Origin of the sequence: Novosphingobium gossypii, from assembly GCF_050433305.1 — a bacterium.
Classification (GTDB): Bacteria; Pseudomonadota; Alphaproteobacteria; order Sphingomonadales; family Sphingomonadaceae; genus Novosphingobium; species Novosphingobium gossypii.
This window is the reverse complement of sequence record NZ_JBNPXM010000003.1, coordinates 309,342-327,155: the sequence shown is the minus strand read 5'-3', so window position 1 is coordinate 327,155 and position 17,814 is coordinate 309,342. Positions and strand designations below refer to the sequence as shown.

At 67.3% G+C, this 17,814-nt stretch carries 19 protein-coding genes; 10 read left to right on the top strand and 9 right to left on the bottom strand.

Going from position 1 to position 17,814, the window contains the following annotated elements:
- Positions 1 to 48: 48 nt before the first annotated feature.
- From GGR40_RS09125 to GGR40_RS09115, 3 genes are read left to right on the top strand one after another with little or no spacing between them, the layout of a single operon-like run.
- Entirely contained in the window at positions 49 to 2,286 is a 2,238-nt protein-coding gene (locus GGR40_RS09125) for a spermidine synthase (RefSeq protein WP_429275903.1), read from the top strand.
- Positions 2,283 to 2,846, top strand: a complete 564-nt coding sequence (locus tag GGR40_RS09120) for a gamma carbonic anhydrase family protein (protein ID WP_429275902.1) — start codon at positions 2,283 to 2,285, stop codon at positions 2,844 to 2,846. The genes GGR40_RS09125 and GGR40_RS09120 overlap by 4 nt, the downstream gene beginning before the upstream one ends.
- Complete coding sequence (locus GGR40_RS09115) at positions 2,846 to 3,130, top strand: DUF167 domain-containing protein (RefSeq protein WP_429275901.1); 285 nt, start codon at positions 2,846 to 2,848, stop codon at positions 3,128 to 3,130. Before GGR40_RS09120 ends, GGR40_RS09115 begins: the two co-directional genes overlap by 1 nt.
- Here the strand turns inward: GGR40_RS09115 and GGR40_RS09110 are convergent.
- The 8 genes from GGR40_RS09110 to GGR40_RS09075 all read right to left on the bottom strand — a co-directional run bounded on the left by GGR40_RS09110 (position 3,117) and on the right by GGR40_RS09075 (position 12,517).
- Entirely contained in the window at positions 3,117 to 4,724 is a 1,608-nt protein-coding gene (locus tag GGR40_RS09110) for a cisplatin damage response ATP-dependent DNA ligase (protein WP_429275900.1), read from the bottom strand. The genes GGR40_RS09115 and GGR40_RS09110 overlap by 14 nt on opposite strands.
- A 46-nt stretch (positions 4,725 to 4,770) precedes the next feature.
- Entirely contained in the window at positions 4,771 to 5,775 is a 1,005-nt protein-coding gene (locus GGR40_RS09105) for a ligase-associated DNA damage response exonuclease (RefSeq protein WP_429275899.1), read from the bottom strand.
- A gap of 46 nt (positions 5,776 to 5,821) precedes the next feature.
- Positions 5,822 to 6,583, bottom strand: a complete 762-nt coding sequence (locus tag GGR40_RS09100; protein WP_429275988.1) for a LytR/AlgR family response regulator transcription factor — start codon at positions 6,581 to 6,583, stop codon at positions 5,822 to 5,824.
- A gap of 4 nt (positions 6,584 to 6,587) precedes the next feature.
- Positions 6,588 to 7,907 (bottom strand): sensor histidine kinase, encoded by a 1,320-nt coding sequence (locus GGR40_RS09095; RefSeq protein WP_429275987.1) that lies wholly within the window; start codon positions 7,905 to 7,907, stop codon positions 6,588 to 6,590.
- A gap of 145 nt (positions 7,908 to 8,052) precedes the next feature.
- Positions 8,053 to 8,400: a RidA family protein gene (locus GGR40_RS09090; RefSeq protein WP_429275898.1), complete on the bottom strand. Its 348-nt coding sequence runs from the start codon at positions 8,398 to 8,400 to the stop codon at positions 8,053 to 8,055.
- 32 nt (positions 8,401 to 8,432) lie between these two features.
- Positions 8,433 to 9,683: a D-amino acid dehydrogenase gene (locus GGR40_RS09085; RefSeq protein ID WP_429275897.1), complete on the bottom strand. Its 1,251-nt coding sequence runs from the start codon at positions 9,681 to 9,683 to the stop codon at positions 8,433 to 8,435.
- Positions 9,684 to 9,697: 14 nt separating this feature from the next.
- Complete coding sequence (alr, locus tag GGR40_RS09080) at positions 9,698 to 10,792, bottom strand: alanine racemase (protein WP_429275896.1); 1,095 nt, start codon at positions 10,790 to 10,792, stop codon at positions 9,698 to 9,700.
- A gap of 204 nt (positions 10,793 to 10,996) precedes the next feature.
- Positions 10,997 to 12,517, bottom strand: coding sequence for a fumarate hydratase (locus GGR40_RS09075; RefSeq protein WP_429275895.1), 1,521 nt, complete (start codon positions 12,515 to 12,517; stop codon positions 10,997 to 10,999).
- A 228-nt stretch (positions 12,518 to 12,745) separates the two neighbouring features.
- Here GGR40_RS09075 and GGR40_RS09070 point away from each other — a divergent pair, with 228 nt between their 5' ends.
- From GGR40_RS09070 to GGR40_RS09055, 4 genes are read left to right on the top strand one after another with little or no spacing between them, the layout of a single operon-like run.
- Positions 12,746 to 13,351 (top strand): protein-L-isoaspartate O-methyltransferase family protein, encoded by a 606-nt coding sequence (locus GGR40_RS09070; protein WP_429275894.1) that lies wholly within the window; start codon positions 12,746 to 12,748, stop codon positions 13,349 to 13,351.
- A 2-nt stretch (positions 13,352 to 13,353) separates the two neighbouring features.
- Positions 13,354 to 14,817, top strand: a complete 1,464-nt coding sequence (locus tag GGR40_RS09065; RefSeq protein WP_429275893.1) for a TolC family outer membrane protein — start codon at positions 13,354 to 13,356, stop codon at positions 14,815 to 14,817.
- Positions 14,818 to 14,869: 52 nt separating this feature from the next.
- Positions 14,870 to 15,319 carry a DUF2497 domain-containing protein gene (locus GGR40_RS09060; protein WP_429275986.1) on the top strand — a complete coding sequence of 150 codons (450 nt, stop codon included), beginning with the start codon at positions 14,870 to 14,872 and terminating at the stop codon, positions 15,317 to 15,319.
- Between the two features lie 39 nt (positions 15,320 to 15,358).
- The gene (locus GGR40_RS09055) at positions 15,359 to 15,730 is read left to right on the top strand and encodes a (2Fe-2S) ferredoxin domain-containing protein (RefSeq protein WP_429275892.1); all 372 of its coding nucleotides are present in this window, start codon (positions 15,359 to 15,361) and stop codon (positions 15,728 to 15,730) included.
- A gap of 7 nt (positions 15,731 to 15,737) precedes the next feature.
- Here GGR40_RS09055 and GGR40_RS09050 read toward each other — a convergent pair whose 3' ends face one another.
- On the bottom strand, positions 15,738 to 16,034 hold the full coding sequence (locus GGR40_RS09050) for a hypothetical protein (RefSeq protein ID WP_429275891.1): 297 nt from the start codon (positions 16,032 to 16,034) through the stop codon (positions 15,738 to 15,740).
- A 130-nt stretch (positions 16,035 to 16,164) separates the two neighbouring features.
- Between GGR40_RS09050 and GGR40_RS09045 the strand changes: the two genes are divergently transcribed.
- The 3 genes from GGR40_RS09045 (at position 16,165) to xth (ending at position 17,754) form a co-directional block, all read left to right on the top strand.
- Positions 16,165 to 16,590 carry a CBS domain-containing protein gene (locus GGR40_RS09045; protein WP_429275890.1) on the top strand — a complete coding sequence of 142 codons (426 nt, stop codon included), beginning with the start codon at positions 16,165 to 16,167 and terminating at the stop codon, positions 16,588 to 16,590.
- A gap of 61 nt (positions 16,591 to 16,651) precedes the next feature.
- On the top strand, positions 16,652 to 16,981 hold the full coding sequence (gene erpA / locus GGR40_RS09040) for an iron-sulfur cluster insertion protein ErpA (protein WP_429275985.1): 330 nt from the start codon (positions 16,652 to 16,654) through the stop codon (positions 16,979 to 16,981).
- Complete coding sequence (xth, locus tag GGR40_RS09035) at positions 16,978 to 17,754, top strand: exodeoxyribonuclease III (protein ID WP_429275889.1); 777 nt, start codon at positions 16,978 to 16,980, stop codon at positions 17,752 to 17,754. Before erpA ends, xth begins: the two co-directional genes overlap by 4 nt.
- The last annotated feature ends 60 nt before the right edge of the window (positions 17,755 to 17,814 follow it).

The window sequence follows — 17,814 nt, the reverse complement described above, 5'->3', positions numbered from 1 at the left end:
CCGCCAGCCCGTACCTGTTGCCCTGCAACTGGGAGCAACACCGCGCGCATGATGCAGACCGCAGACGCAAATCCCATCCCCGGCGCCACCCCCGCACGGCGCGGGCTGTTCGTCGCCACGATCCTTGTCGGCAGCTTCCTGCTGTTTCTGGTCCAGCCGATGGTCGCACGCATGGCGCTGCCCCGGCTGGGCGGCGCGCCGAACGTGTGGAACAGCGCGATGCTGGTCTATCAGGCGCTGCTGCTAGCGGGATACGCCTACGCCCACTGGCTGGGCCGGCTGACCGTGCGGCGGCAGGCGATGACGCACATCATCCTGCTGCTGGTGGCCGCGACGACCCTGCCGGTGGGGCTGATCGCGCTGCCGCATATGCCCGGCCTGCCTGAAGCCGCATGGGTGCCGCTGCTGCTGGGCGCCAGCATCGGGCCGGTGTTCTTCGTGGTCTCGGCGCAGGCCCCGCTGATGCAACGCTGGTTCGCCGCCGCACCGGGGGCAGGGGCGCCGTGGGCGCTCTACGCCGCATCCAACCTTGGCAGCTTTGCCGGGTTGATCGCCTATCCGCTGCTGGCAGAGCCACTGCTGAGCGTGCGGGCGCAGAGCCTCGCGTGGTCGGGCGGCTTCGCGGTGCTGGTGCTGCTTGTCGCGCTGGCTGGATGGAGCCGCCGCAATGCCCCGCCCCCGGCGGCGCAAGAGGGCACGGCGGAGCACATCGCCCCGCGCACCATCGTGCTATGGCTGCTGCTGGCGGCGGTGCCGTCGGGCCTGATGCTGTCGACGACGACGCACCTCACCACCGACATCTTCGCGATGCCGCTGCTGTGGGTGATCCCGCTGGGGCTCTACCTCCTCAGCTTCGTCGTCGCCTTCGCCGACCGCCGCTGGGCTGCCATCGCGGTGAGCCGGGTTGCGCCGGTGGCAGTGCTGTTTCTGGGCAGTTCGGCCATGCTGTCGAACGGTTCGGGCACGCTGTGGGCGGTGGGCGGTTCGTGCCTGCTGCTGCTGTGCATCGCCACCACGCTGCACGCGCGCCTCTATGACCTGCGCCCGGCAGAAGGGCAGCTGACGCGCTTTTACCTCGTCATGTCGGCGGGCGGGGCGCTGGGCGGGGTCTTCACCGCACTGGTTGCGCCGCTGGTGTTCGACTGGGCGTGGGAGCATCCGTTGCTGGTGCTGGCCGCCGCGCTGCTCATGCCGCTGCAACCGCTGCTGCGCTGGAACGAGGGCGAGGGGATGGAACCCGGCATGGCCCGCGTCGCGCTGATAGTGGCGGTGGGCTTCGCGATGTTCCTCGGCTGGCTGCTGTCCGACACCGCGCTCGACCCGGAACAGGGCCTTTTCACGCTGCTGCTGGACGTCTTCATCGTCGGCATCGGCATCGTGGTGATGGGCTGGCGCTGGGCGTTCTTCGCGGTATTGCTGATCTCCATGATCGGGCAGGGGGGCTGGGCCACGATCCGCGCGACCGCAGCGGGAGAGCGGACGCGCAGCTACTTCGGCATCTATACCCTGCGCGATGGATCGGACGGTCGTTTCCGCTCGCTGGCGCACGGAACGACGCTGCATGGGATGCAATCGCTGAACCCGGCAGATGCACGCGATGCGCTGACGTATTACGGCCCCGGTTCAGGCGTGGCGCTGGCACTGGCAGCGGCGCCGTCGATAGAGGGCCGGCACGCGCGGGTGGGCGTGGTCGGGCTGGGCACCGGATCGCTCGCCTGCGCCGCCCGGCCGGGCCAGTCATGGACCTTCTTCGAGATCGACCCGGTGGTGCTGCGCTTTTCCACCGAGGGCCACTTTACCTTCCTGCGCGATTGCGCTCCGCAGGCGCGGGTGGTGATCGGCGATGCCAGGCTGGAACTGGCCAGGGTGCGGCCCCGCACCTTCGACGTGCTGGTGATAGATGCGTTCTCGTCCGACGCGATCCCCATGCACCTGCTGACGACGGAGGCGCTGCAGGTCTATCGCCGCGCGCTGACCCCGCGCGGGCTGCTGATGCTGCACATCTCCAACCGCTACATCGACCTTGGCCCGGTGGTCGGCGCCAACGCACGGGCAACAGGGCTGCGCGCGATCTCGCGGCTGGACCTGCCCAGCGACGAGGTGCGCTATACCCCCTCGCGCTGGATCGCGCTGTCGGCGGACACGGGAGTGCTGGACGCCCTTGCCAGGGCGCGACCCGAGCGCCCATGGATGGGGCTGGACGAACGTAAGGCGGAACCCTGGACGGACGATCACGCCTCCATCCTGCCCTATGTTCGCTGGAGCAGGCTGACGGGGAACCCATGACCGCAACGCGAACCGACATCACCATCGCCGCCTTCCACGGCAAGGCCCCGCGCATCCATTCCAGCGCCTTCATCGCCCCCGGCTGCCGCATCATCGGCGACGTGGAGATCGGGCAGGACGTCAGCATCTGGTACAACTGCGTGATCCGCGCCGACGTCAACCGCGTCGTCATCGGCGCGCGCAGTAACGTCCAGGACGGCAGCGTCGTCCATTGCGACAGCCCCAAGCCGCACCGCCCCGAAGGCTACGCCACGATCATCGGCGAGGGCGTGCTGATCGGCCACATGGCGATGGTCCACGGCTGCACGCTGGAAGACGGGGCTTTCGTGGGGCTGGGCGCCATCGTCATGGACGGGTCGTACATCGAGGCGGACGGCATGCTGGCGGCAGGCGCGCAGCTGACCGGCAAGCGCATCGGCGCACGCCAGCTGTGGATGGGCCGCCCGGCAAAGTACCTGCGCGATCTGGACGATGCGGCAGTGGCCGCCAACCGCGCGGGCGTGCATGGCTACGTCCTGAACGGGCGCCGCCATGCAGAGGCGCTGGGCCTGGCAGACTGATGGCACGGGTGCGGGCGGCCCTGCCGGAGAGGGACGTGTTGCGCGCGCTGGTGGACGGTGAAGGGCGCATCGCCGTGCGCGTCACTCCCGGCGCCCGCGTGGAGACGATGGAGGTCGAACAGGGCCGGGTCTGCATCAAGGTTCGCGCAAAGCCCGAGGACGGCAAGGCCAACGACGCCGTCCGCGAACTGCTGGCCCGCGCGCTGGGCCTTCCGTCGTCGCAGGTGCAGCTGCTGCGCGGCGCGACATCGCGCGAGAAGCAGTTCCGCGTCAATCCCGAATAAGCTTGCGCAGCGTGTCCAGTTGGTCGGCTTCGTGCGCGGGCTTGTCGGCGCGGATGCGGCTGATGCGGGGGAAGCGCATGGCAACGCCGGACTTGTGCCGCTTGCTGGCGTGGACGGAATCGAACGCCACCTCGAACACCAGCGACTTGTCCGTCTCGCGCACGGGGCCAAAGCGGTTGACGGTGTGGTTGCGGACATGGCGGTCCAGCCACTTCAGTTCCTCGTCGGTGAACCCGAAGTAGGCCTTGCCCACCGGCAGCAGTTCCGCGCCTGCATCGGGATCGCCGTCCCAGCAGCCGAAGGTGTAGTCGGAATAGAACGAGCTGCGCTTGCCCGAACCGCGCTGAGCATACATCAGCACGCAGTCGATCAGCAGCGGATCACGCTTCCACTTGTACCACAGCCCCGTCTTGCGCCCGGCGACATAGGGACTGTCGCGCCGCTTTAGCATCACCCCTTCGATCGCGTCATCGCGGGCGCGGTCGCGGATGGCGGCCAGATCGGCGAAGTCGGCGGCGGGGATCACGGTGGAAATATCGAAATGCGCCGGGTCCAGCCGCGGCAGCAGGGCCTCCAGCGCCTTGCGCCGCTCTTCCCACGGAAGGGCGCGAAGTTCGCGTCCCTCCAGGATCAGCACGTCGTAAAGGCGCACGAAGGCGGGGTATTCCTCGCGCATCTTCTTCGACACGGCCTTGCGGCCCAGCCGCTGCTGCAGGGCGTTGAAGCTGGCCGCGCCGCCGGTTTCGCCGCCCTGATGCGACCCGCGCACCAGCAGTTCACCGTCCAGCACCGCGTCGATGTCCAGCGCCTGCGCGATTTCGGGGAATGTGGCGGAAATGTCGTCGCCGGAGCGGGAATAGACCCGCGTCTCGCCCGTGCCGGCTTCGCCCTTTGCGCGCACGACCTGCACGCGGATGCCGTCCCATTTCCACTCGGCGGCATAGTTGGCCAGATCGACCTCGGCATCCTCCAGCCCGTGGGCCAGCATGAAGGGGCGGAACAGCGGCAGGTCTTCGGAATTGGGGGGCTCGGCCCCGTGCGCGGCCCAGTCGAACAGCGGGGCGTAGGGGGCGCTCTGGCCGTGCCAGTGCTCCTCCACGTCCTCCACCGCCACGTCGAAGGCCTGCGCGAAGGCGGTCTTGGCCAGCCGCGCCGAGATGCCGATGCGCATCGCACCCGTCGCCAGCTTCAGCAGGGCATAGCGCCCGTTGGCATCGAGCCGGTCGAGCAGCCGGGGCAGGTCCGCCATCACGTTCGCGCGCGTCATGCGGGAAAGGGCATCGACCGCTTCCGAAACCGTGGGGGGAGAGGGCGCTTCGGGCGGTTCGGGCCAGAGCAGGCTGGCGGTTTCGGCGGAATCGCCCACGTATTCGCGGCTGAGCGTCCACAGCACCGGGTCGATCCGCTCGGTCAGCAGGTTGCGGATGGTGGAGCTTTTCACCGCCGGAAAGTCCAGCCCGTCGGTCAGCGCAGCCAGCGCCCAGCCGCGGTCGGGGTCGGGCGTGTCGCGCAGGTAGTCCGCCAGCAGCTTGAGCTTGGCATTGCGGCTGCGGGTATAGACCAGCGCATCGAGAAGGGCGGCGAACTCCTCCATCTAATGCTCGATCCAGTCGTGGGGGCGGGGCCGAGGACGGGGGCGGTCAGTCATCCTCGTCCTCGTATCCCACCAGCGCCAGCGCGCGGGCCTTGCGCTGGTTCAGCTGGCACCAGCGCAGCATGGCTTCCTCCCGGCCATGGGTGATCCATGTCTCCGCCGGATTCACGTCGATCACGGTCTGGGTCAGTTCGTCCCAGTCGGCATGGTCGGAGATCACCAACGGCAGTTCCACCATGCGCTGGCGCGCCCGCTGGCGCACGCGCATCCAGCCGGATGCCATCGCGGTGATCGGATCGGGCAGGCGGCGGCTCCAGCGGTCGTTGAGCGCAGAGGGCGGGGCGACGATGATCGCGCCTGCCAGTTCGTCCTTCGCGGCATCGGCCACCAGCCGCAGGTCGCCGAGGTCCACCCCCAGTTCTTCGTAGAGGCGGCACATCCGCTCCATCGCGCCGTGCAGCCAGATCGTGTCGGTGTGCCCGGCGCGGCGCAGTTCGGCGATCAGCCGCTGCGCCTTGCCCAGCGCATAGGCGCCCACCAGCACGCAGCGCTCCGGGTTGGCGGCAAGCGCTGAGAGCAGCTTGGCGACCTCCTCCTCAACCGGGGGGTGGCGGAAGACGGGCAGGCCGAACGTCGCCTCGGTGATGAGGACGTCGCAGGGGGTGACCTCGAACGGCGGGCAGGTGGGGTCGGGGCGGCGCTTGAAATCGCCGGTGACGACGATCCGTTCGCCCGCGTGTTCCAGCAGGATCTGCGCCGATCCCAGGACATGGCCCGCCGGTATCCAGGTGGTGTGGACGCCGCCGGGCAAGGCGATGCGTTCGCCGTAGGGCACGGACACCGCGCCTTCTTCGGTGGCGTAGCGCACTTTCATGATCGCCAGCGTTTCGGGCGTGGCGAAAGTGGCGCCGTGGCCGCCGCGGGCATGGTCGGCGTGGCCATGCGTTACCAGCGCACGATCCACGGGGCGCGCCGGGTCGATCCAGCAATCGGCGGGAACGACGTGGATTCCCCAAGGTTCGGGTCTGATCCAGGAGAAATCGCGGGCCATTACCGGAAAAGCGGCGATGTGCGCCCCCGGTTCCCGCAGCCGAAAACTACCGCCCCGCCATCTTCTTCACGCCCGGCAGATACGTGCGCCCGATCCGCAGCGCTTCCCCGTCCGTGGTCTCCGCCGACCACACGCCCAGCCCTTCGTGGCGCAGGCCCGAGACGTGGTTGCGCTGCAGGATGCAGCTGCGGTGGATGCGGATGAAGCGTTCGGGGTCCAGCCGTTCCTCAAGGCTGGTGATGGTCTGGAGCAGCAGATAGCTCTGTTCGCGAACATGCAGGCGCACATAGTCGCGCTCGGCATCGATGCGCTGGACGTCGGTGGCGGGCACGCGAACCAGTTCGGAGCGGTGCGGCACCCAGAACTCCTCAAGCCACTGACCTGCCGGCGGCTGCGTCCGTTCCCCCCGACGCGAAACGACGCGGGCGACGGCGCGCTGCAGCCGGTCTGGTGCGACGGGCTTGAGCACGTAATCCACCGCGTCGAGATCGAATGCCTCCACCGCGAACTCATCGTGCGCGGTGACGAAGATGACCGCAGGGGCATTGGCCTGCCCGCCCAGCGTGCGCGCCACGGTCAGGCCGTCCATCTCGGGCATGGTCAGGTCCAGCAGCACCAGATCGGGCGACAGCGCCTCTATCAGGCGCAGGGCGGCCTGCCCGTCGCTGGCGGTACCGACCACGGTAACGCCGTCGATCCGCGAACAGATCACCTGCATTCGTTCCACCGCCAGCGGTTCGTCATCGACGATCAGCGTGCGCAGCGGAGTTGCCGGGGCGGCGGTAAGGGCCGGGATGGCACCGTCCATCGGATCAGCCACGGCCCGTCTCCAACGGCATGCGCAGGATCGTGGCGAAACCGCCGTTGGCCTGTGGGCCGAAAGTGATCTTCGCGGCTTCACCATAGCGCGCGCGCAGGCGGTCGCGCACGTTGGCAAGGCCGATGCCGCAGCCCTCGGTCTTCAGCCGGCGATCCGCGCCGTGTTCCCCCGGCCCGTCATCGTGCACCGCGATCACCAGCTGGCCGCCTTCGCGGCGCGCCTCTATCGCGATGGTCACCGGCTGCTGGGTGGCGGCCACGGCGTACTTCACGGAATTCTCGATGAGCGGTTGCAGGATCATGCCCGGAACTTTCGCATCGAGAACGGCTTCGTCAATATCGATGTGAGTCAGCAATCGATTGGGGAAGCGAACCGCCTCTATCGCGAAGTAGAGCCGCTGCAGTTCGATCTCGTCCACCAGCGACAGATCGTTGGTCGGATCGCCCGACAGCGTGCGGCGATAGAAGGTGGAAAGCGTCTGGATCATCTCCTCCGCTTCCTCCTGCCGCCCCACCATCACCAGCGCCGACAGCGAGTTCAGCGTGTTGAACAGAAAGTGCGGATTGACCTGATAGCGCAGCGAACGCAGCTCTGCCGCTTCAGCGGCGCGGCGATATTCGCCCTCGCGCCGTTCGGCGGCGCGCGCCTCCTCTGCCTTGGCCAGCGCGAAGTAGAGCGCCACCCAGGCGATGACGAGGAAGTAGCGGCCGAACGCATTGTCAGCGATGGCCGCCCACCAGCGCATGTCCTTGTCCAGCGGCGGTCCGGTGTGGATGGTGATGGCCGATGAAGCCGGGTCGGCCGCCTGCTCGGTCGGCGGGGCGGGTACTTCGGGCGCGGCATCGCTTGAGTCCGGCGCACCGCTTGGCGGGGGCGGGGCGGGGGGGGGCGCCAGCTTGGGCAGGTCCACAAGGATATTGCCTGCCTCGTCCCGGCTGATGCGCAGATTGCCCGCCTTGACCGCCGCGGCATCCTGTTCGCTGCCATATCCGGTGACTTCGATATCGGCGAAGATCGCGCTGTTGACGATGCTCAGCACCAGCGAAAGCGGCAGTGCGCCGACCAGCACGATGCCGAAGCGCACGGCTCCCGGCTTGCGGTCCAGCAGCTGCAGCAGCGGCCAGACCGCCGCCATGATGAGCATGGACACGATGCAGATCGTCAGGCGCCGCGAGATGATCGGCCAGTCTAGGTCGAACCCCTGGAACACCCCGCGCAGGCTGGCGACGATGAAATAGCAGGCCCACAGCGCGGCAAGCGACAGCAGGACCATCCGCGCAGGCACGCGGGGGTGAGGGGCGGCGGCATCCATCATCACCGTACCCGTCTAACGCGGAAACGGCCTGTCGCGCCAGTACTGCCGATCGGCGCAAATAAGTCGTTGGTCGAAGGGGGGCAGGGGGCAACCTGCAGGGCCGTCCCGGTGAAGACAGTGCCGGCTGCCCCCCCCTTGATCCTTACGCCTTGGCGGCGATGACGATGATCTCGACCTTGTAGTCCGGCGTTGCCAGACGCGACTCGCCGGTGGCGCGCGCAGGGGCGGCGTGGCCGGCGATCCAGGCGTCCCACACGCCGTTCATTTCCTCGAAGGTGGCGATATCCGCCAGCCAGATGGTGGCCGACAGCAGGTGGTCCTTGTCGCTGCCGGTCTTCGCCAGCAGTTCCTCGATCTCGGCAAGGGCGGTGCGGGTCTGCTCAGCCACGCTTTCGCCCGGATTGCCGACTTGTCCGGCCAGATAGATGGTGTCGCCGTGGATGACGGCCTCGCTCATGCGCGGGCCCTGATCGATGCGGGTGATGGTCATGAAGGGTATCCTTTGAAGGGGGAGGGTTTCGCTCAGTACCGGCTGATCGCCAGATCGGAAGTCTCGATCGCGGGTGTCCTGCCGCCGATGAGGTCGGCGATGACGTGGGCGGAGCCGCAGGCCATCGTCCAGCCCAGCGTGCCGTGGCCGGTATTGAGGAACAGGTTGGGCACTTTCGTCGGCCCGATCACGGGGGTGCTGTCCGGCGTCATGGGCCTGAGGCCGCACCAGAACGTGCCCTGCTCCATCGCCCCCGCGCCGGGGAACAGCGATCCCGCCGAATGCTCCAGCGTGGCGCGGCGTTCGGGCGGCAGGTCGCACCGGAAGCCCGATATTTCCGCCATGCCGCCGATGCGGATGCGGTCGCCCAGCCGGGTGATCGCCACCTTGTAGCTTTCGTCCAGCAGGGTGGAGACGGGTGCGCGCGCCTCGTCCACGATCGGCACCGTCAGCGAGTATCCCTTAACCGGGTAGACCGGCAGGCGGATGCCCAGCGGCGCGATCAGCTGCGGCGAAAAGCTGCCCATCGCAACCAGATAGGCATCGGCGGTGACCGGCCCCTTATCCGTTTCCACCCGCACGATGCGTCCGCCGTCCTCGACCAGCCGGGTGATCGCGGTGCTGTTCATGAACTGCACGCCCTTGTCCGCCGCCATCGCTGCAAGCGCGTTGGTGAACTTGAAGCAGTCCCCGGTCTCGTCGTTCGGCAGGCGCAGGCCGCCCGCGATCGGCGCGGCGCTGGCGACAAGGCCCGGCTCGGCGGCGATGCAGCCTGCCTTGTCCAGCACCTCGAACGGCACGCCATCAGCCTGCAGCACGGCCACGTCCTTGCCGATGCCATCCAGCTGCTTCTGTTCGCGGAACAGCTGCAGGGTGCCCTGCATCCGCTCGTCGTAACGGATGCCGGTCTCGGCACGCAGCGCCATCAGGCAGTCGCGGCTGAACTCTGCGAGGCGCACCATCCGGCCCTTGTTGATGGCGTAGTCTCGCGCGTTGCAGTTGCCCAGCATCGCCACCAGCCAGCGCAGCATCGCCATGTCAGCATGGGGGCGCAGGATCAGAGGCGCATGCTTCATCATCAGCCAGCGCGCTGCTTTCATCGGAATGCCGGGCGCGGCCCAGGGCGAGGCATAGCCGGGCGAAATCTCACCCGCGTTGGCGAAGCTGGTTTCCAGCGCCGGGCCGTCCTGCCGGTCGATCACGACGACCTCGTGCCCGGCCTGCGCCAGATACCACGCCGACGTCACGCCAATGACGCCGCTGCCAAGGATCGCGATCTTCATCACAGGGTGCTCCGTTAAGCGGGTTTGGCGGGCAGATAGACCCGTTCGTACCGGCGACTGAGTTGAGTCAGGATTTCATAGGAAATGGTGCCCGCGTCCGCCGCGACAGCATCGATGCCCTGATGCGGCCCCAGCAGTTCCACCGGCGCGCCGGGATAGAGGTGCTCTGCAGGCACGTCGGTGACGTCCAGCGTCATGCTGTCCATCGACACGCGCCCGGCAACGGCCACGCGGTGCCCCGCGACATATGCGCTGCCGACATTGCCCAGGCAGCGCGGCCAGCCGTCGGCATAGCCCACCGGGATGGTCGCGATGCGGGTTTCGCGCGTGGTGCGGAAGGTCAGGCCATAGCCCACGCCGGTCCCCGCCGGGATCGTGCGAAGCTGCGCGATGCGCGCCTCCAGCGTGACGACCGGCTGCATCGGATTGGCCCGGTCGTTCGGCGCACCGCCATAAAGCGCAATCCCGGCGCGAACGAGGTCGAAGTGCCCGCGCGGGTGGAACGCGCCGCCGCTGTTGTCGAGCGCGCGCGGCACGCCGGGAAACCGCGCCGCGATTTGCGCAAATCGGGCCGCCTGCGCGGCGTTGGCGGCATCGGCAGGGGTGTCGGCACAGGCAAGGTGGCTCATCACGAAGCGCAGGTCGATGCGCTCCAGCAGGGCGGGCCGGGCCAGCAGGACGTCCAGTTCGTCGGCGGGGAAGCCCATGCGCGACATGCCGGTGTCCACCTGCAGCACCGCCGGCAGCCGCCGCCCGGACGATGCCGCCTGCGCCGCCCAGCGCTCCGTTTGATCCAGCGAATTGAGCACCGGCACCGCGCCCAGCGCCGCGCAAGGGCCTTCGCCGCCGGGCAGCAGGCCATTGAGGATGTAGACCTGCGCGGTGCCGTCCAGCTGCGGCACCAGCGCCTCGGCCTCTCCTTGCAGCGCAACGAAGATATGGCGGCAACCCTCGGCGATGAGGGTGCGGGCAACCTCGACCGCGCCAAGGCCATAGCCGTTCGCCTTGACCACGCCGCCTACTGCGGCAGGGCCGACCTGTTCGCGGATCAGGCGATAGTTGCCGGCCAGTGCGGCCAGGTCGATCGTCAGGCGTGCTCCGGCGGTCACGGTCAGGCTCTCCTTTGTCCGGCATGCGGACGGGCTTAGAATATCGCGCTGCGTTTCAAATAGGCAGCCGATTGTTCGCAGGATTTTGCGTGTTGGCGCCCCACACGCAACATTGATCGAAGGCGACGCAATGGTCTTCATTGCTGGAACGGAAAAAGGGCGCGCGATTGCCCGCGCGCCCTCTCATCCGGTACGAAACGCCGCTTATGCCAGCAGGTGTTCTTCGGCGATCTTCGTCTTCCACACCGGCGGGGCCAGCGTGTGGACGTTGTTGCCTTCGGAATCGACGGCCACGGTCACCGGCATGTCCTGCACGGTGAACTCGTAGATCGCCTCCATGCCCAGATCCTCGAAGCCGACGACCTTGGCTTCCTTGATCGCGCGGGCGACGAGGTAGGCCGCGCCGCCGACCGCCATCAGGTAGGCCGACTTGTGCTTCGCGATCGAGGCAGTCGCCGCCGGGCCGCGCTCGGACTTGCCGATGCTGGCGAGCAGGCCAAGGTCGAGCATGGTGTCGGAAAACTTGTCCATGCGGGTCGCGGTGGTCGGGCCGGCGGGGCCGACGACTTCCTCGCGCACCGGATCGACCGGGCCGACGTAGTAGATCACCCGGCCCTTGAAATCGACGGGCAGTTCCTCACCCTTCGCCAGCATGTCGGCGATGCGCTTGTGCGCGGCGTCGCGACCGGTCAGCATCCTGCCGTTCAGCAGCAGACGGTCGCCCTGCTTCCAGCTCTGGACGTCCTCGGCGGTTAGCGTGTCGAGGTCGATCTTCTTCGCTTCCTTGCTGGGCTTCCACTCCACCTTGGGCCACTCGTCGAGGTTGGGCGTCTCAAGGAAGCTCGGGCCCGAACCGTCCAGCGTGAAGTGCGCGTGGCGGGTGGCGGCGCAGTTGGGGATCATGGCGACGGGCTTGCCCGCGGCATGGCACGGCCAGTCGAGGATCTTGACGTCGAGGATCGTCGCCAAACCGCCAAGGCCCTGCGCGCCGATGCCCAGCGCGTTGACCTTGTCGAAGATCTCGATGCGCAGCGCTTCGATATCGTTCTGCGGCCCGCGCTGCTTGAGCTGGGCCATGTCGATCGGCTCCATCAGGCTCTGCTTGGCCAGCTTGACGCAGTGTTCCGCAGTGCCGCCGATGCCGATGCCCAGCATGCCCGGCGGGCACCAGCCGGCGCCCATCTGCGGCAGCATCTCGATCACCCAGTCGACGATGGAGTCGCTGGGGTTCATCATCTTGAACTTGGACTTGTTCTCGGACCCGCCGCCCTTGGCCGCGACGTCGACCGAGATTTTCGAACCCGGCACCATCTCCACCGACAGCACGCAAGGCGTATTGTCCTTGGTGTTGCGGCGGGTGAAGGCGGGGTCGGCCAGCACTGAGGCGCGCAGCTTGTTTTCGGGATGGTTGTAGGCCCGGCGCACGCCGTCATCGACGACTTCCTGCAAGGACCGGTCGGATTCGAGGCGGCAGTTCTGGCCCCACTCGATGAAGACGTTGACGATGCCGGTATCCTGGCAGAGCGGGCGGTGACCTTCGGCGCACATGCGGCTGTTGGTCAGGATCTGCGCAATCGCGTCCTTGGCCGCCGGGCCCTGTTCCGCTTCGTAGGCGTCGCCCAGCGCGCGGATATAGTCCATCGGGTGGAAGTAGCTGATGTACTGCAATGCGTCGGCGACGGACTCGATGAGGTCCTCTTCGCGGATGGTCACCATTTCTGTCATGGAAATTCGCTCCGGTCTTCTTGGCCCGATCTGGCGGATTACGTCGGATTTGCGCCGCTCCATAGGACGGGCGGGGGTGATCGTCAAAGTGCTTGATCGGATCGACGGGCGTCGTCGCATAGGGCTTGGCCTTGGGCACGGGTTCGCATAGAAGCGGGCCCATCAGTGTCGTCTTCGCGATTGCAGCGAATTGCCGCATCATCCGCGAGCGAGTGAGGGAATACACGAATGACCTTGACCGAGGACCGGTCGGCACCTGCCACCAACTTTGCTGAAGCCCGCCGCGCCATGATCGTCAGCCAGCTGCGTACCAGCGGCGTGAACGAGCCGTGGGTGCTCGAAGCGATGGCGAATGTTCCACGTGAAAACTTCGTTCCCGCCGAACTGCGCGACGCCGCCTACATTGACCGTGCCGTGCCGCTGGGCGACGGCAGGTTCCTCGGTGCCCCGCTGGTTCAGGGCAAGACGCTGCAGGAAGCCGCACCGAAGAAGACCGACAAGGTTCTGCTGGTCGGCGACGGCGAAGGATACCTTGCCACGCTGCTGCGCCCGCTGGTAGGTACGCTCGATGCGGTGGCGCCCGCTGGTGCCGGCGAGCCCGGCGCCGGTGAGTACGACCTCATCGTCATCGACGGCGCCATCGAAGTGCTGCCCGATGCGCTTTCCGCGCGCCTTGTCGAAGGTGGCCGCGTGGTCACCGGCCTGACCGAGCGTGGCGTGACCCGTCTCGCCGCCGGCACCAAGGCCAATGGCGTCACCTCGCTGCTGCCGCTGGCGGAGCTGGGAATCCCCGTCCTGTCCGAATTTGCCGCTCCCAAACGCTGGAGCTTCTGAGCATGGCCCGGTTCGCGTTGCGCGCCGGGCTGCTCGCGGGGGGATGTCTGATACTGGCCGCCGGCGCGCCTGCGCGGGCGGATTCCCTGCGCGATGCGCTTGTCTCGGCGTACCAGACAAACCCCACCCTCGAAGCGGCGCGCGCGCAGCAGCGCGCCACCGACGAAGGCGTGCCGATCGCGCGGGCGGCAGGGCTGCCCAGCCTCAATACGACTGAAACTTACGTCAAGAACCTGAAGCAGAGCGAAAACTCGCTGACGGCGCCGTCGAAGATCTTCACCGCCGATGCGCAACTGGGCGTGCCGATCTATTCGGGCGGGTCGGTCAAGAACAGCGTCAAGGCGGCGAAGATCAGGGTCGGTGCAGGGCAGGCCGATCTGCGCGGCACAGAGGCTTCGGTGTTCTCCCAGGTCGTTGCGGCATACATGGACGTGATCCGCACCGAGGCAATCGCCGGGCTGAACCGCAAGAACGTGGCCGTGCTGCGCACCAATCTCGATGCCACGAACGACCGGTTCGAGATCGGCAATCTCACCCGCACCGACGTCGCCCAGTCGCAATCGCGCCTTGCCACGGCGCAAAGCGATCTGCTGACGGCGGAAGCCAATCTGGCCGCCGCCCGCGAAACCTACATCCGCTTCGTCGGTCGCGCGCCCGAAGCGCTCGACGCGCCGCCGCCGCTGCCGAACCTGCCCGCCAACGCCAGCGACGCGGCGATGATCGCGCTCGACGCGAACCCGGACCTGATCGCCGCGCGCGAGCGCAGCAAGGCTGCCGAGAAGGACATCGACGTGGCAGGGGCGGGTCGCCTGCCGACCGTAAGGCTGTTCGGGCAGGGCACCTACAACAACTACTTCGACACGCTGGCCCGCGGCATCGTGAACGCCGCCGTTTCGCAGACCGATACTTCTGCGCAGGCCGGTGTGCAGGTGTCGATCCCGGTCTTCCAGGGCGGCCTTCCCGCCGCGCAGCGCCGGCAGGCGCAGGCCACCGCGTTAGCCACGCTGGAACAGGAGATCGCCACCGAGCGCGACGTGATCGCGCAGGTGCGTTCGGCCTTCACCTCCTACGCTGCCTCGAACGACCTGATCCGCTCGTCGCAAGTGGCCGTCGAGGCCGCGACGCTGAGCCTCGAAGGGGTGCGGGCGGAAAATTCGGTCGGGCGGCGCACCGTGCTCGACATCCTCGATGCGGAACAGGAACTGCTGAACGCACAGGTCGCGCTGGTGACGGCGCGGCGCAATGCCTACGTCGCGGGCTTCACCCTGCTGGCGGCGATGGGCAAGGCCGAAGCGCGCGATCTCAACCTCGACGGCGGGACGCTTTACGATCCCAATGCCAATTACGAACGGGTGCGCGGCAAGTTCTTCGACTGGGACGACGACGACGCACCCGTGGCCCGCTCCACGCGCACCGTTGACACACCGGTGCAGGACGGCAACATTCCCGCTTCGCAGGAGCCCTGATCCCGATTATGGGGCAGGTCTTCGCGCGTATGTGCGCAAACAGGGGTCGATGATGCGTCAGAACGGTGAACCTTCGGTGGAGGAAATCCTCCAGTCGATCAAGCAGGTCATCGCGCGCGATTCCCGTTTGGAAACCCGCACCAGCCGCACCGAACGCCTGATGCGCGAGCCAGAACCGACCTACGTCGAAGAGGATGAGGATGACATCCTCGAACTGCAGGAAACGGCGCAGATTCCGTCGTCCACACCGGAAGAGGATGACGGCCCGCTGCTGCACGATGGTGCCCGCGATTCGATGCGCGAATCGCTGGCCGCGCTGGCAATGCTGTCCGAGCCCGGCGCCCAGCCGCAGATCGTCCGCTCCGGCGAAACTTCGCTCGAAGCGCTGACGCGCGAACTGTTGCGCCCGGCGCTTGCCGAATGGCTCGACCGCAACCTGCCGCCCATGGTGGAACGCCTGGTGGCGGCGGAAATCGCCCGGATCGTGGGCAAGAAGGCATAAGTCTGGACCTGACGCCGGGCAGTTCCTACTTTCCCGAAGATGAGCGGCAGCCACAGCATCGCCAAGGCGCAGGACGCCTTCGCCAAGACCGGCAGCGACGTGATCCGTCGCCACATCTTCATCTGCGCAGAACCGCAGAAAGGCGAATGCTGCTCGCCGGAAAAAGGGCAGGCGGCGTGGAAATTCCTGAAAAAGCGGCTCAAGCAGTTGGGCCTTGACGGCAGCGGCGGGATCGCCCGCACCAAGGCGGACTGCCTGCGGATATGCCACGCCGGGCCGGTCGCGGTCGTCTGGCCGGATGGGGTCTGGTACCACTCGTGCAACGAGGACGTGCTGGAACAGGTCATCCAGCAGCACCTGATCGGCGGTCAGCCGGTAGAGGAATTTCGCCTGCACGCGCCGCAGCGCTGAGCTGGCATCACTTGTAGGGATTTTCATCCTCAAGCGGATCGACGATCGATTCGTCGTGCCCGGTCCCGCTGGACAGGAACGCCAGCCCCATCAGCGCCGAAGCCATCAGCATCGTGAAACCGATGCCCAGCGCCGTCGCGATGTAGAAATGGATCGAAACCATCCCGTTCGACCGGTAGAGAAGGATCACCGATCCGATCACCAGCCCAATCGTGATCGTCATCATCCAGCGCATGATTCGAAGGTAGCGCGCCCAGGCGTGGGCCGCCTTGTTCGGATCGTCGAGAGCGGAGGGCGGTTTCATCGCCTCCTATCTGGCCCTGACGCGGCCCTTGCGCAAGGCGCGTGACGGATGCCGATGGCCTGTGATACGCTCCCCTCGGGCGCAAGCTGCGGGAACAGAAGCGCCTTTCACGATACAGGGAGAGCTGACGATGACCATCGGTCGTATTATCGAAGGCCGTGATGCCGTTATCACCTGCGACGTCGCCATGACCGTGCGCGAGGCGGCGGGCGTACTTGCGGACAAGCGCATCGGCGCAGTGCCGGTGATGGAGAACGGTGAGATCGCCGGCATCTTCTCCGAGCGCGACGTGATCTACAAACTGCGCGAAGTGGGTGCGGACGTGCTCGACATGCCGCTGGGCCACATCATGACCGCGATGCCCGTCACCGCAGAGCCAGAAACGTCTGTCATGGCCGCGCTGTCGCTGATGACCCGGCGCCGCATCCGCCATCTGCCGGTCGTGCAGGACGGCAGGATGGTCGGCTTCGTGTCGATCGGGGATCTGGTGAAGTACCGGATCGACAAGATCGAAACCGAAGCTGCCGCCATGCGGGATTATATCCAGACAGCGTAAGCACACTGGAGGGCGACCCGTGCGCCTTGCCGCGCGGGTCGCGCGCGCCTACATCAGGCGCATGGACCAGACCGTCACCCTCAGCCCCTCGGCCGCCGCGCGCGTGGCCGCGATCGCCGACAAGCAGGGCAAGCCCGCCATCCTGCGGCTTGCCGTCGAAGGGGGCGGCTGTTCGGGCTTCCAGTACAAATTCGGCCTGGCCGACGCACCCGAAGCCGACGACAGCGTGGCCGAGACGGACGGCGTGAAGCTGGTGGTGGACTCAGTCAGCCTCGACCTCGTGCAGGGGTGCGTGGTGGATTTCGTGGAATCGCTAGGCGGCGCCGCGTTCCGGGTGGAAAACCCGAACGCCGCTGCGGGCTGCGGTTGCGGGTCCAGCTTCTCGGTATGAGAATCTCCACCTTCAACATCAACGGCGTGAAGGCACGCCTGCCCCGCCTGCTGGAATGGCTGGCGGAAACCCGCCCCGCGGTCGCCTGCCTGCAGGAGATCAAGACGCAGGACGAAGGCTTCCCGATCGCCGAGTTCGAGAAGCTGGGCTACAAGGGCATCTGGCACGGCCAGAAGGGCTTCAACGGCGTCGCCATCCTGGCCGATGGCGAAATGCCCGTCGAAATCCAGCGCGGGCTGGACGGAGAGCCGGAGGACGAACATTCGCGCTATCTCGAGGCGCAGGTGTTCGGCATGCGGGTGGTGTGCATCTACCTGCCCAACGGCAACCCCGTGCCCGGCCCGAAGTTCGATTACAAGCTGCGCTGGATGGAACGCCTGCGCCGCCGCATGGACGCCATCCGCGCAGAAGAAGTCCCTGCGATCGTCACCGGCGACTACAACGTCATTCCGACCGACCGCGATGTCTGGGCGCCGCCCGCGATGTCCGCCGACGCGCTGATGCAGCCGGAATCGCGCAATGCCTACTTCCGCCTGCTGGGAGACGGCTGGACCGACGCGCTGGCCACGCACAACCCGCGTGGCGGGGTGTGGACATACTGGGATTATCAGGCCGGTGCCTGGCAGCGCGACCATGGCTTTCGCATCGACCATTCGCTGCTGTCACCCGAACTGGCCGACCGGTTGGTCGCCTGCGGCGTCGACAAGGTCCATCGCGGGCGGGAAAAGGCCAGCGACCATGCACCGGTCTGGGTCGAACTGAAAGCGGCCTGACCCACCAGCGTCATGGCGCAAAACGAAGCACCCCGGAGCGGCCTATGCTGCTCCGGGGTG

Excerpts from the sequence above, each read along its gene's own strand:
- GGR40_RS09095 (WP_429275987.1), bottom strand. The coding sequence starts at position 7,907 with ATGGATGCCGCCGCCCCTCACCCCCGCGTGCCTGCGCGGATGGTCCTG.
- GGR40_RS09075 (WP_429275895.1), bottom strand. The coding sequence starts at position 12,517 with ATGACAGAAATGGTGACCATCCGCGAAGAGGACCTCATCGAGTCCGTC.
- GGR40_RS09125 (WP_429275903.1), top strand. The coding sequence starts at position 49 with ATGATGCAGACCGCAGACGCAAATCCCATCCCCGGCGCCACCCCCGCA.
- GGR40_RS09050 (WP_429275891.1), bottom strand. The coding sequence starts at position 16,034 with ATGAAACCGCCCTCCGCTCTCGACGATCCGAACAAGGCGGCCCACGCC.
- GGR40_RS09105 (WP_429275899.1), bottom strand. The coding sequence starts at position 5,775 with ATGGCCCGCGATTTCTCCTGGATCAGACCCGAACCTTGGGGAATCCAC.
- GGR40_RS09120 (WP_429275902.1), top strand. The coding sequence starts at position 2,283 with ATGACCGCAACGCGAACCGACATCACCATCGCCGCCTTCCACGGCAAG.
- GGR40_RS09090 (WP_429275898.1), bottom strand. The coding sequence starts at position 8,400 with ATGACCATCACCCGCATCGATCAGGGCCCGCGCATGAGCGAGGCCGTC.
- GGR40_RS09055 (WP_429275892.1), top strand. The coding sequence starts at position 15,359 with ATGAGCGGCAGCCACAGCATCGCCAAGGCGCAGGACGCCTTCGCCAAG.
- GGR40_RS09085 (WP_429275897.1), bottom strand. The coding sequence starts at position 9,683 with ATGAAGATCGCGATCCTTGGCAGCGGCGTCATTGGCGTGACGTCGGCG.
- erpA (WP_429275985.1), top strand. The coding sequence starts at position 16,652 with ATGGACCAGACCGTCACCCTCAGCCCCTCGGCCGCCGCGCGCGTGGCC.
- GGR40_RS09115 (WP_429275901.1), top strand. The coding sequence starts at position 2,846 with ATGGCACGGGTGCGGGCGGCCCTGCCGGAGAGGGACGTGTTGCGCGCG.
- GGR40_RS09045 (WP_429275890.1), top strand. The coding sequence starts at position 16,165 with ATGACCATCGGTCGTATTATCGAAGGCCGTGATGCCGTTATCACCTGC.
- GGR40_RS09065 (WP_429275893.1), top strand. The coding sequence starts at position 13,354 with ATGGCCCGGTTCGCGTTGCGCGCCGGGCTGCTCGCGGGGGGATGTCTG.
- GGR40_RS09110 (WP_429275900.1), bottom strand. The coding sequence starts at position 4,724 with ATGGAGGAGTTCGCCGCCCTTCTCGATGCGCTGGTCTATACCCGCAGC.
- GGR40_RS09070 (WP_429275894.1), top strand. The coding sequence starts at position 12,746 with ATGACCTTGACCGAGGACCGGTCGGCACCTGCCACCAACTTTGCTGAA.
- GGR40_RS09060 (WP_429275986.1), top strand. The coding sequence starts at position 14,870 with ATGCGTCAGAACGGTGAACCTTCGGTGGAGGAAATCCTCCAGTCGATC.
- GGR40_RS09100 (WP_429275988.1), bottom strand. The coding sequence starts at position 6,583 with ATGGACGGTGCCATCCCGGCCCTTACCGCCGCCCCGGCAACTCCGCTG.
- xth (WP_429275889.1), top strand. The coding sequence starts at position 16,978 with ATGAGAATCTCCACCTTCAACATCAACGGCGTGAAGGCACGCCTGCCC.